General features: G+C 59.8%; 9 protein-coding genes. 7 read left to right on the top strand and 2 right to left on the bottom strand.

What is annotated here, in order from left to right; translation table 11 throughout:
- Window positions 1-21: 21 nt before the first annotated feature.
- The 3 genes from NQ519_RS02645 to NQ519_RS02635 all read left to right on the top strand — a co-directional run bounded on the left by NQ519_RS02645 (window position 22) and on the right by NQ519_RS02635 (window position 3819).
- On the top strand, window positions 22-3090 hold the full coding sequence (locus NQ519_RS02645) for a TonB-dependent receptor (protein ID WP_019149613.1): 3069 nt from the start codon (window positions 22-24) through the stop codon (window positions 3088-3090).
- A gap of 157 nt (window positions 3091-3247) precedes the next feature.
- Window positions 3248-3604: a hypothetical protein gene (locus NQ519_RS02640; protein WP_222704970.1), complete on the top strand. Its 357-nt coding sequence runs from the start codon at window positions 3248-3250 to the stop codon at window positions 3602-3604.
- A 5-nt stretch (window positions 3605-3609) separates the two neighbouring features.
- Window positions 3610-3819, top strand: coding sequence for an OmpA family protein (locus NQ519_RS02635; RefSeq protein WP_026076308.1), 210 nt, complete (start codon window positions 3610-3612; stop codon window positions 3817-3819).
- Between the two features lie 458 nt (window positions 3820-4277).
- Here NQ519_RS02635 and NQ519_RS02630 read toward each other — a convergent pair whose 3' ends face one another.
- Together NQ519_RS02630 and NQ519_RS02625 are read right to left on the bottom strand one after the other, a co-directional pair.
- Complete coding sequence (locus NQ519_RS02630) at window positions 4278-5141, bottom strand: HAD-IIA family hydrolase (protein ID WP_019149614.1); 864 nt, start codon at window positions 5139-5141, stop codon at window positions 4278-4280.
- A 5-nt stretch (window positions 5142-5146) separates the two neighbouring features.
- Entirely contained in the window at window positions 5147-6325 is a 1179-nt protein-coding gene (locus NQ519_RS02625; protein WP_019149615.1) for a purple acid phosphatase family protein, read from the bottom strand.
- Between the two features lie 216 nt (window positions 6326-6541).
- Here NQ519_RS02625 and NQ519_RS02620 point away from each other — a divergent pair, with 216 nt between their 5' ends.
- The 4 genes from NQ519_RS02620 to NQ519_RS02605 all read left to right on the top strand — a co-directional run bounded on the left by NQ519_RS02620 (window position 6542) and on the right by NQ519_RS02605 (window position 12073).
- A complete protein-coding gene (locus tag NQ519_RS02620) occupies window positions 6542-7888 on the top strand; it encodes a sn-glycerol-1-phosphate dehydrogenase (protein ID WP_019149616.1) in 1347 nt (448 codons plus the stop codon).
- Between the two features lie 149 nt (window positions 7889-8037).
- Complete coding sequence (locus NQ519_RS02615; protein ID WP_019149617.1) at window positions 8038-9486, top strand: MFS transporter; 1449 nt, start codon at window positions 8038-8040, stop codon at window positions 9484-9486.
- 138 nt (window positions 9487-9624) lie between these two features.
- Entirely contained in the window at window positions 9625-10398 is a 774-nt protein-coding gene (locus tag NQ519_RS02610) for a DeoR/GlpR family DNA-binding transcription regulator (RefSeq protein WP_019149618.1), read from the top strand.
- Window positions 10399-10801: 403 nt separating this feature from the next.
- Window positions 10802-12073, top strand: a complete 1272-nt coding sequence (locus NQ519_RS02605; RefSeq protein WP_019149619.1) for a dihydroorotase — start codon at window positions 10802-10804, stop codon at window positions 12071-12073.
- Window positions 12074-12143 lie beyond the last annotated feature (70 nt).

Below are 12143 nucleotides of genomic sequence, written 5' to 3'. Positions count from 1 at the left end.
TTTTACTAACCTGATTTTATCATGAAACACTTTTTCTCGACACTGATGCTCGTCACAGCCCTGCTGTGTATGGCATCTCCGGCTTCGGCCCAGCGCAGGGGCAACCTGCGCGGTAAGGTGACCGACCAAACGGGCAGCGTTCTGCCCGGAGCCAACGTATTGGTGGACGGAACGACACTCGGCGCCGCCACCGACATCGACGGCATCTACCTGTTGCAGGGCATCACCCCCGGCGATTCGGTGAAGATCACAGTCGTATACCTCGGATACGAGCCTGTCACGAGGCCGGTCCGCATCATAGCCGGAGAGACGGCGACGCTCAATTTTCAGCTTATCGAAGCGGCCAACAGCATCGACGGCGTGGTTATTTCGGCCGTCGTCGACGGTCAGCAGCGCGCCCTGAACCAGCAGCGCAACTCGGACAACATGATGTCGGTGCTTTCGTCGGACCAGATGGGGCGCTTCCCCGACCTGAATGTCGCTGAGGCCCTGCAACGCCTGAGCGGCGTGACGATCTCGCGCGAACGCGGCGAAGGCAAGACCGTGCAGCTGCGCGGTACGCCGGCCAATTTCACGAACATCAACGTCAACGGCGAGCAGATCATCGGTACGAGCGAGGAGGGCGGCCGTGCCGAGTCGCTCGACTTGATCCCTTCGGACATCCTCGCGTCGATGGAGGTGCAGAAGACCCTGCTTCCTTCGAACGACGGCGACGCCATTGCCGGCGTCGTGAACATGCGCACTTCGACAGCCCGCTCCCTCAAAGCAAGAGGTATGATAGACCTTTCGTCAGGTTACAACGTACTGCGGGGCAAGGTGCCCTACAATATCAAGGGAAGCTATTCGCAGCGTTTCGGAGCCAACCACCGCAACCCCGACGGCCGTTTCGGCATTGCGGCCAGCGCCAGCTATTACCGGTCGTCGAACGGTTACGACCGTTTGGAGGCACAGACCTGGAAAGAGGTGAAGACCCTCAACGGCGACGACCATCAGAAAGAGGGCAAATACGGCGAAAACGAAGGTAAAACCTACCTGCCGCTGGATTTCCGTTACCGTTATCAGGAAGGCACCCGCCAGCGCGTCGGCGCATCGCTCACCTTCGACTATGCTCCTACGGTGAACACGAAATTCGTACTGAGCGGTATGTTCAACCACCGCGGCGACCTGGACACCCGTTACCGGAACCGCACCCGTCTGGACAAGTCGGACAACTACTACCTCTACGAGGACGGACGCCTGGGCGTCGACCGGCTGCAAAAGATCCTGCAAGTGACCGATCAGGACATCAAAACCGACAATTTCAACCTCAACCTCGACGGCGAGAGCGTGATCGGCAGTTGGAAGATCGACGGAGGCGTCTTCTTCTCGACCTCGCGGCGCGAAGCCAACAGTGCCCAGTACGGTTTCCAGACTCCGCAATGGCGCAACGGCAAAGCCCCCACCAACCTGGCGGGCGACAAGTTCCCCTCGAAAGAAGCGTTCGTCAAGAAAGAGCCGCTCGCTTGGGTGAAATCCTATCAAAGCCGCTATCTGGAACTGGACGAGACGCTGATGTACGAAGACAAGCCGCTCGACGACCTTTCCTACTATGAATTCTATACGCTCGACAACAACAACGTCCGCAACAAGGGCCGCAACATCACCGGCCGCTTGAATGCATCGAAAAACTATTTCATCGGCACCAACGCCTCGACGCTGTCGTTCGGCGTCAAGGGCAAGTTCATGCACAGCGAGCGTTACAAGGCGCCCGATTCGGAGATTTTCGACGTTACGGCAATTTCGAAGAATGATGATCTCAGCCTGAAATATTTCCTCTACAAGGAGCAGCTTTCGGCCGACTTCCTCAACGGACATATCTCCTACGGCGCGGCTCCCGATCCGGACAAGGTACACGATTGGAAAGCAAAGAATCCCGAACGTTTTTCGACGAACGCATATCGAACGGGATCGGCGCGCGATTCCTTCTTCTACGACGCCGACGAGCATGTTTTCTCGGGTTACGTGATGAACAAGATCCAGTTCAAGAAAGTAATGGCCATTATCGGCGTGCGCGTCGAACATACCAAAGTGGATTACAAAGCCAATTCGGTATATCGCTACGACCCTGCGATCTTAGGCCGTCCGGACAATCCCAACAACGACATTCACTGGAACGGCGGTCAGATTCCCCTGGACGAATGGGAGGCATTGGAGCAGACTTCCGTCCAATACAAAGCCTATGAGAGCACGCGTGCCGACTCGACGGTGAATTACACGGTCGTACTGCCCAATATTCAGTTCAAATGGGATGTGGCGAAGAACACGATTCTGCGTCTGGCCTACACGACCGGCTATTCTCGTCCCGATGTCATCAACCTGGTGCCCTCGGTCGACATGAACACCGATCTGGGCCGTGTGACGATGGGTAACCCCAATCTCAAAGCTGCCTATTCGCACAACTTCGACTTCCTCTTCGAACAATATCTCAAAAACGTGGGCCTGATCTCGGGCGGCGTCTTCTACAAACATATCAACCGTTTCCAGTACCAGCGCGAGGGATCGATCACCGACCCGAACAACCCTTACTATTCGACGCTGAATGCCGACGGTACGCCGTTCAATATGGTACAGCAGATGAACGGCGACGCCGCGAAACTCTTTGGCGCCGAGATCACGCTGAACTCGAACCTGACGTTCCTGCCGGGCTTCCTGCGCAACCTGGTCTTCACGAGCAACTACACCTACACCCATTCAAAGGCTAAAGTCAACGACGACCGGGGCGAACTGCGCTTCCCGGGGCAGGCTGCACATACGGCCAACCTAGCATTGGCCTATTCGTCGAAGCGCCTGACCGTACAGCTTTCGGCTAACTACAACGGCGAGTTCATTTACGCTCTGGGCTCGAATGCCGCCGAGGATTTGTGGGTGGATGCCCGCTGGCAGCTCGACGCAAACGCATCATACCGGATCGGCAAGGGCATCACGATTTATGCCGAAGCCACCAATCTGCTCAACACGCCTGCATTTACCTATATGGGCGACAAGAGCCGGGTATACGAGCTCGAATTTACCTCACAGGTGGTTCGCGCCGGTATCTCCTACCGTTTTTAGAAGAAGGTTATAATTTAATGCGAAGTCACGGTCATACGTCCGTGGCTTCGCTATTTTCGGCGGTTGGTTCCGCCATAAAATAGTTTATTAAATTAACTCTTTTCTTGGTCTCAGTTTTTTCATCAATTCCCTTTTCTCGGACTGCGTATTGTTCGGTGTGGAGCTGAACGCCAACATGCTTTCCGACAAGTATAATTCGAAGAAGGCCGGGAACCTCGACTGGCAATTCAATGCGCTGGCGGGCTTCACTTTCCGCTTCGGCAAGAACTACAAGAAATCGCATCCGGCAGTCGCCGCCGCACCCGTAACGCCGGCTCGGACAACTGAGCCCGCAGAAAAGGAAGAACCTGCCGTGCAGGGAACCCGACCCGCTCCTGTGCAGACTCCGAAGATAAAGAGCACAGAGAAGCCGGCAGCTCTGCGCAAAAATATCTTGTTCAGCATCGGCTCGGCGCAGATACGTACCTCTGAGCAGGAGAAGATCACTGCATTGACTCGAGTTCCTAAAAGCTAATTTCGATGCGAAGGTCGAAATCCATCGGTTATGCCGATGCCGCTACGGGATCGAAGGCCTTCAACCTGAAGCTTTCGAAACTGCGGGTGGCAAGCGTTGCGGCTATGTTGGAGAAAGCGGGCGTTGATGCCGGCAGAATCGCTGTCGAAGGCAAGGACGATACCGTACAGCCGTTCTCTGAAGTCGAACAAAACCGGGTGTGCATCACTCGATAAGTCGGGGAAGCAGAGACCGTTTCTTAAACAAGAAATCGACGACTTAAAGATGCGGACAGAAATTTCGGCACAAGGTATCTTGGGAGATATTGACAACCATTCCATACGCTTGTCGGGAAATGTAAACCCTTGGATCGAAGATTAATAAATACATAATGCTCATGCCCGCGAAAATTCTTGCGGGCATGAGTTGCTTTTATGGCGACTATCGAATTCCGCTTAAATGATAAATTTGCCTATCCCGAAAATTTTTCGTATCTTGTAGTAGGTTATTTGAAATGCAGCATTTGAGCGCAAGACGCTGAAAATAAACCGTTGCCTTTTCGTTACCTATTCTCCCGCACAAAAATGTAACGACTTGATAAATCAAGTCGTTACATCGCTTTAATCCCGAACCCGCAAGATTCGGGATTTTTCGATAGGACTATCGGTATGACTTATCGGACTTTTGCGCGTAGTCATGCGTGCGCTTCGCGGAGCAGACGCCCCAGGATCTCGATGCTGTCGGCCGTGATGTGGGGCTGCGGGTCGGCTTTGTCCGCCACGTCGAGCGTCGTCTCGCCCGAAAGGACCAGCACGCCCATCGCTCCGGCGTTGTGGGCCATCTGCACGTCGGTGTAGATGCGGTCGCCGACCATAGCGATCTCCGACGGTTGCAGTCCGTGGCGCGCGAGGATGCCCGAGAGCATGTTGGGGTCGGGTTTCCCGAGCGTGATGTCCGGACGGCGTCCGGTGGCGTGCTCGATGCAGGCGCAGATCGAACCGCAGTCTACGAGCACCGTCGGCAGGTCGGTGGGGCACACCCGGTCGGGGTTGGTGGCGATGTAGGGCACGCCCTGCTTGACCCACCACGCCGCGCGGCACAGCCGGTCGTATTGCAGCGTCATGTCGAACGCCGCCACGACAACGTCGGGCACGTCGTCCGCCGAGTTGGCGCAGGACTCGAAGCCCGCGGCCTCGAACTCCGAGATCATCGAGGGCGTTCCCAGCAGAAAGAGCCTGCGGGCGGCGGGGTAGCGGGCCTTGATGTAGTCGATCGTGGCCAGCGCCGTGGTGTACATCTCGTCGCGCGTGGCCTCGATGCCCAGCTTGGCGAGTTTGTGCAGGTAGTCGTCGATGCACTTCGAGGGGTTGTTCGTCAGGAACGAGTAGCCGATGCCCTGTTCGCGGAGTCCGCGCAGGAAAGCCTGCGTGTAGGGGAAGAGCGACATGCCCATGTAGATCGTGCCGTCCATGTCGAGCGCCACGTGGCGGATGCGGCGCAGGCGCTCCATCAGTTCGCCGTGCTCCCAGACGGAGCGGTATTCGTGAAAGTTTTCCATTGTCGTTATTTTTTGTCGATGCGGTGTCGTTCGATGACGGCGCCCGAGGTGTCGATCACTTTCAGGTCGATGCCTTTCGGGTCGGCCGACACGCGGAGACAGTCGTTGTTCGAGTTGACGAGGATCGGGAAATCGACCCCGCGGCTGCCGTCGTCGATCCATTGGTAGCGGTGGTAGTGGCCGCAGAGCATCAGGTCGATGCCTTTCCCGACCAGCTCCGGGACGAACAGCCGGCGGATCTGCTGTTCGCCGTACCAGCTCGCTTCGCCTCCGGGAATCATGTGGATCAGGACGATGCGCACGGGCGCCGTGCGGAACTCCTCGCTCCGGACGACCTCTTTCAGCCATGCGGCCTCCCGCTGGCGGTAGGCGTCCCAGTCGCCCAGCCCGTAGTAGCGGATGTCGCTGTCGGGCTTGTCCTCGCAGCCGTCGAGCACGAGGAAGAAAACCGGGCCCCGGCGGAACGTGTAGTAGGTCTCTCCGGTTGGCGAGGGGAAGAAGTCGGACCAGCATCCCGAGCAGACGCCGCGGTTCTCGTGGTTGCCGCGCACGGCGGCCAGCGGAATGCCCGCGGGAGTGAGAATCTCCGACGCCGACGCGAGGCAGGCATCCCAGAGCGTCTCCGGGGTCTCGATCTGAGTGGCCAGGTCGCCGTTCAGGCAGACGAAATCGGGCTTCTCCTTCGGAGCGCTGCGGATCAGCAGGCGGAAGACCGAGTCGCGCGAATGGATGTCGTTGACGACCCAGAAATCGACCTTCTCCTGCGCCGGATCGAGCGTTGTGACGGTGTAGGGCTTGTGTTTGAGGATGTCGCTGCCGAATCCCTCGTCGAGGATGACGCGCTTGTTGCCTTCGTTGAGGACGACGCCCCGCTGCATGATGCGGTAACGGTAGGTCGTGCCGGGTTTCAGTCCGCTGACGCGCACGCTGTGCATGCGTCCGATGCGCTGGCGTCCGAGGTGCGAATCGCGGAATTTCGGACGTTCGGCGGCATAGAAGTGCGAACCGTCGTCCGGGGCCAGCTCCACCCATCCGGCGGCATCCGCCGTCGAACTCCATACGACGGTGAAGCCTTCGTCGGTCACGTTCAGCAGATAGGGGCCGTGCTCCACGCGGATGCGGGGCTGTGCGGCAGCTGCGGCCGTCGTCAGGAGGAGGCCCAGCAGCAGGATCGTTCGTTTCATAGCGAAAGAGGTTTCGTTCGGGGTTCAAAGGTATGTTTTTATTTTCTTTTTTCCAATTATGAACTCGAAAAACCCGAAATAGAAACGAAATAGATGTCGAAAAGAAATAAATTTTATTGCTTTTTATTGTTAAAAGGAAAATAATTCCTATATTTGCCTTTGCTTTGTAAACACTCCGGTTGTTCCGGCGATGTTCCGTTTATGTAATATGCTATTATGAATAAAGTAGAGAGCGCCCTTCGGCGCACGACCGACACCAAAGCGCTGGTGATCGGCGTCGATACCCTTCCGCAGACCGCGGAGATGTTCAAAAGCCTGTTCCCCGCCCGCCGCGCCCTCGTGGTCGCGGACCTCAATACGTGGCGGGTGGCCGGGGAGGAGGTGCACCGCATCCTCGCCGAAGCGGGCATCGCGCAGGACGAACCGCACATTTTCACCGATCCGAAACTTTATGCCGAGTGGACGTTCGTCGAGGAGTTGGACGGCGTGCTGGCCGCGACCGACGCCGTGCCCGTCGCCGTGGGTTCGGGCGTTATCAACGACCTGACGAAACTTTGTTCCTACCACAACGGCCGCCGCTACATGGTGGTCGGCACGGCCGCTTCGATGGATGGCTATACGGCCTACGGCGCCTCGATCACCAAGGACGGCAACAAGCAGACCTTCGACTGCCCTGCGCCGCTGGGCATGGTGCTCGACCCGTCGATCTCCGCCGCGGCGCCCGCCTGCATGTCCGCTTCGGGATACGCCGATCTGATCGCCAAGATCCCCGCCGGCGCCGACTGGATGTTGGCCGACGCCGTGGGGGCCGACAAGATGGACGACTTCGCCTTCGGGCTGGTGCAGGAGGGGCTGAAAGAGGCTCTTTGCGATCCCGCAGGGGTGCATGCCGGCAATGTGGCGAAGGTCGAACAACTGGCCGAGGGGCTGCTGCTGAGCGGCTTCGCCATGCAGGCCACGCAGTCGAGCCGCCCGGCTTCGGGCGCCGAGCATCAGTTCAGCCATCTGTGGGATATGGAACACCTGCGGTTCCAGGGCGCTTCGGTGTCGCACGGCTTCAAGGTCGGCATCGGCACGCTCGCCTCGACGGCCTTCCTGGAGATGTTGCTCGACGCTCCCGTGGAGCAGCTGGATGTCGAAAAGTGCGTCGCCGCGTGGAAATCGTGGGAGGAGACCGAGCGGGACATCCGCGCCGTTTTCGACAATGATCCCGAGTTCGTGGCCCGCGGCTTGACGGAGACCCGCGGCAAATACGTCGATAAGGAGGGGCTGCGCGAACAGCTCGTGCGGCTGAAGCAGGCGTGGCCCGGGCTGCGCGGCCGAATCCGCGACCAGATCATCCCCTTCGGCGAGGTTCACCGCCGGCTGGAACTGGTCGGGGCTCCCTGCGAACCGGAGCAGATCGGCGTGTCGCGCGCGCATTTCCGGGCTTCGTTCGAGAAGATTCCTTACATGCGCAGCCGTTATACGGTCGTCGATGTGGCTTTCCGCTGCGGCTGGATGGAGGAGTGGCTCGACCGGCTGTTCGGCAAAGGCGGCGTCTGGCAGGTCGAAGACCGGTAGCGGAACGGCCGGGGCATGCCGTTCCGGCCGCTTCGGGCATGTGACGGTGCGATTTCCGGGGGTGAAACGAAAATTTCACCGGAATAATGTAGGTTATCTCTCCGAAAGTCGTATCTTTGGAATCTGAAACTGCTAACTTTCATTTCGAAATGACCTCTGAACAATCCAAGCGCTTCAAGTATTGGCAGATGCGCACGATCATCGCCACGATGATCGGCTATGCGCTCTTCTATTTCGTGCGCAAAAACTTCTCGCTGGCCATGCCCGGCCTCGAAGCCGACCTCGGCATTTCGAAGACGAGCCTCGGCGTCTTCCTCACTCTGAACGGCCTGATCTACGGCTTCTCGCGCTTTGCCAACGGCATTCTGGCCGACCGGATGAACGCCCGCTGGTACATGGCCGTGGGTCTTGCGCTGTGCGCCCTGGCCAACTTCGCGTTCGGCTTCGGCGAGGACATCTCCTACTGGATCACGGGACAGCACGACGGCAGCCAGTTCACCAACACGCTGATTCTCTTCATGGGCGTCATGTGGGTCGTCAACGGTCTGTTGCAGGGAACGGGATTCCCGCCCTGCGCGCGTCTGCTGACCCACTGGATTCCGCCCACGGAGCTGGCGACCAAGATGTCGGTGTGGAATACCTCGCACTCGATCGGTGCGGGCCTCGTGGTGATCCTCTGCGGCTATGTCATGGGGACGCTGGGAACCGATATGACGGCCGATCCCGACGCCGTGGCGTCCATCGCCGCCAACCTGGGCGTGGCGCCCGACGATGCCGCGGGGATGGAGCGGGTGATGGTCTCCGCCGCGCACGTCGGCGCGTGGAAATGGTGCTTCTGGATTCCTTCGGCCATCGCTTTCGCCGGAGCCATCGGGCTGGTCGTCTTCCTGCGCGACACGCCGACCTCGGTGGGGCTTCCCGAGCTGGAGGGCACCGAGACCGCCAAGGTGAAGACCGGGAAGAAGGGCGCCGAACACAAGGCGTTCCTGATGAAATACGTCTTCAAGAACCCGCTGATCTGGATTCTGGGCTTCGCCAATTTCTTCGTCTACATCGTCCGCTTCTCGGTGCTCGACTGGGGGCCGTCGCTGCTGAGCCAGTCGAAAGGCGTCTCGATGTCGCACGCCGGATGGCTCGTGGCGATGTTCGAGATCGCCGGAATCCTCGGCATGCTCTTCGCCGGATGGGCGACCGACAAGTGGCTCAAAGGCCGCGCCCACCGCACCTGCGTCTTCTGCATGGCCGGCTCCGCGCTCTTCGTCTTCCTCTTCTGGCAGCTTCCCGCCGATGCGCCTATCTGGCTGCTCTTCGCCACGCTCTGCGCCGCAGGGTTCTGCATCTATGGTCCGCAGGCGCTCATCGGCATCGCCGCGGCGAACCAGGCCACGAAGCGGGCCGCCGCCACGGCCAACGGCCTCACGGGGTTGTTCGGCTACGCCTCGACGCTCGTTTCGGGCGTGGGCTTGGGCTTTGTCGCCCAGCACTACGGCTGGAACTGGGCTTATGTCGGCATCATCGGCATGGCCGTCGTGGGCATGCTGGTCTTCCTGCTGATGTGGGGCGCCCGGGCCGACGGCTACGAGGCCGAGACCGAATGACGGAAAATGTTTTGTTTTTAGATGATACGGACTGCGGTCCGGAAGGGTCCGGCCCGCGGCGGGTTGCGGACCCTTTTTTGCGATATATGAAAAGTTTTCTTATCTTTGCTTTTGTGATACATTAAATCTTCGACCGATATGCTGAGCATCGCCGAACGGCACAAATACATTCTCGACAACCTGAACAAATACGGGTTCGTCCGGATCACGGACGTGGCCAATGAACTGGGCGTTACGAAGGTGACGATCCGCAAGGACATCAAGATTCTCGAAAGCAAGGGCTTATTATATAAGGTGCACGGCAGCGCCCGCCCGGCCAATCCCCATGTCGCGGACCTCGACGTGCACGTGAAGGACAACATCAACCGCGACGCCAAGCGGCTCATCGCGCAGCGGGCGGTGGAGATGCTCGGCGACGCCGATTCGATCATCGTGGCCTCGGGCTCCACGGTCTACGCCTTCGCCGAGGAGATCAAGATGCGCGCGTGGCACCACCTGAACATCGTCACGCCGTTCCTGCGGCTGGGCGTGCTGCTCAACGAGGCAGAGAACGTCGCTGTCGTGCAGCTGGGCGGCACGGTCCACAAGAAGTCGCTTTCGGTGCTGGGCGAGGAGGCCGCGCGCGAGCTGGACGACTGCATCTGCTCGAAGGTCTTCTTCGGGGTGGACGGCATCGACCTCGAACACGGCATCACGACCTCGACGATCGACGAGGCGAAGCTCACGCGGCGGATGATGCGCGCGGCGTCGCAGGTGGTCGTGCTGGCCGACTCGTCGAAGTTCGGGCAGCGGGGCTTCGGCCGCATCTGCGCGCTGGAGGACATCGACGTGATCGTCACCGACGAGCGCATTCCCGAGCAGATGGTTTCGATCATCGAGGAGGCGGGCGTCGATCTGATCATTGCGAAGTAGGGGAGGGCTGTCCGCCGGACTCGCCTGTCGCTTCTTTCGGCGTTTTCGATGGCCGCAGTCGCGGCATTCCGCCGCGTTTGCGAATCGGACCCCACCTCAAACCCCTGTTCGCTTTTGGAACTCTCTTTCGCGTTGTTCCCTGTCGGGGCGGGACGAATGGCTGTGGACGGATTGTTGAAAAATTTTTCCGGAAAAGTTTTGCAGGGGCGGCGAAAAACCTCTATCTTTGTACACAATTACAGCGACACCTGAGTCCTATGAATTGTAAACCCAACATAGCATCGGCGCAAGCATTTTGGCAGCAGGATTACTGGTCGGGTTTCCAGTCTCCGACGGATTCGGGCATTATTGTTTTATTAGGGTAACTGTTTCGGTTGCCCTATTTTTTTGTGTCCCTGACAAGATGAAAACGTATTATACCAACGCGACGATCTACCGCGGGGGACGGTTCGAAACGGGCTGTCTCGCCGTCGAGGACGGTCGTGTGGTGACGGCCGGGGAGCCTCGGCCGGGCGACCGGGTCGTGGACCTCGGGGGGCTGTGCCTCGTGCCGGGGCTGGTCGATGTCCACGTCCACCTGCGCGAGCCGGGTTTCCCGCAGAAGGAGACCATAGCCACCGGTACGGCCGCGGCGGCCCGCGGGGGTTACACCACGGTCTGTTCGATGCCCAACCTCTGCCCCGCACCCGATACGCCGGCGACGCTCGGCGAGCAGCTGGCGATCATCCGCCGCGACGCCGCGGTGCGCGTGAAGCCTTACGGCACGATCACGATGGGGCAGCGCGGCTGCGGCGAGCTGGTCGATTTCGCGGCCCTGGCCCCGGAGGTGGTCGGATTTTCCGACGACGGCCGCGGCGTGCAGTCGGACGAGCTGATGGAGGAGGCGATGCGCCGTGCGGCGGCCGTCGGCAAACCCATCGTGGCCCACTGCGAGGTCGATGAACTGCTGCGCGGAGGGTATATCCACGACGGGGACTACTGCCGCGAGCACGGACACCGGGGCATCTGCTCCGAGAGCGAGTGGCGGCAGGTGGAGCGCGACATCGCGCTGGCCGAAAAGACCGGCTGCCAGTACCACGTTTGCCACGTCTCCACGAAGGAGAGCGTTGAGCTGGTGCGGCGGGCGAAGGCGCGGGGACTGCGGGTGAGCTGCGAGACGGCGCCGCACTACCTGCTGCTGTGCGACGAGGATTTGCAGGAGGAGGGGCGCTTCAAGATGAATCCGCCGCTCCGGAGCCGCGCCGACCGCGAGGCGCTTGTCGCAGGCATCGCGGACGGCACGATCGAGGTCGTGGCTACGGATCATGCGCCCCACACCGCCGAGGAGAAGTCGCGCGGGCTGGCCGGCAGCGCTATGGGCATCGTGGGGCTGGAAACCGCCTTCCCGCTGCTGTACAAGTATCTGGTGCTTCCGGGAACGATCTCCCTCGAACGGCTCTTCGACCTGATGTCGAAGAATCCCCGGCGCATCTTCGGGCTCGAAGGAGGCGTGGAGGCGGGCGATCCGGCCGATTTCACGGTGCTGGACCTCGGGGCGCAGTACCGGGTCGATCCCGAAACGTTCCTTTCGAAGGGCCGCGCCACGCCCTTCGCCGGATGGGAGGTGCAGGGCCGCGCCGTGCTGACGGTGGTGGGCGGCAAAGAGGTTTACGATGAGATGAAAGTTGAAGACTAAAAGTTTTTCCCGTCATTCCGAGCGAACGAAAGTGAGCGCGGGAATCTGATGGAGACGCTGTAAGGTTACA

This window comes from Alistipes senegalensis JC50, assembly GCF_025145645.1.
GTDB lineage: Bacteria > Bacteroidota > Bacteroidia > Bacteroidales > Rikenellaceae > Alistipes > Alistipes senegalensis.
The sequence above is the reverse complement of the archived record's forward strand: the minus strand, read 5'-3'. Positions and strand labels throughout refer to the sequence as shown.

What these genes read in the sequence shown, in the direction of transcription:
- NQ519_RS02625 (WP_019149615.1), bottom strand. Translation starts at nt 6,325, where the DNA reads ATGAAACGAACGATCCTGCTGCTGGGCCTCCTCCTGACGACGGCCGCA.
- NQ519_RS02615 (WP_019149617.1), top strand. Translation starts at nt 8,038, where the DNA reads ATGACCTCTGAACAATCCAAGCGCTTCAAGTATTGGCAGATGCGCACG.
- NQ519_RS02605 (WP_019149619.1), top strand. Translation starts at nt 10,802, where the DNA reads ATGAAAACGTATTATACCAACGCGACGATCTACCGCGGGGGACGGTTC.
- NQ519_RS02610 (WP_019149618.1), top strand. Translation starts at nt 9,625, where the DNA reads ATGCTGAGCATCGCCGAACGGCACAAATACATTCTCGACAACCTGAAC.
- NQ519_RS02630 (WP_019149614.1), bottom strand. Translation starts at nt 5,141, where the DNA reads ATGGAAAACTTTCACGAATACCGCTCCGTCTGGGAGCACGGCGAACTG.
- NQ519_RS02620 (WP_019149616.1), top strand. Translation starts at nt 6,542, where the DNA reads ATGAATAAAGTAGAGAGCGCCCTTCGGCGCACGACCGACACCAAAGCG.
- NQ519_RS02635 (WP_026076308.1), top strand. Translation starts at nt 3,610, where the DNA reads ATGCGAAGGTCGAAATCCATCGGTTATGCCGATGCCGCTACGGGATCG.
- NQ519_RS02645 (WP_019149613.1), top strand. Translation starts at nt 22, where the DNA reads ATGAAACACTTTTTCTCGACACTGATGCTCGTCACAGCCCTGCTGTGT.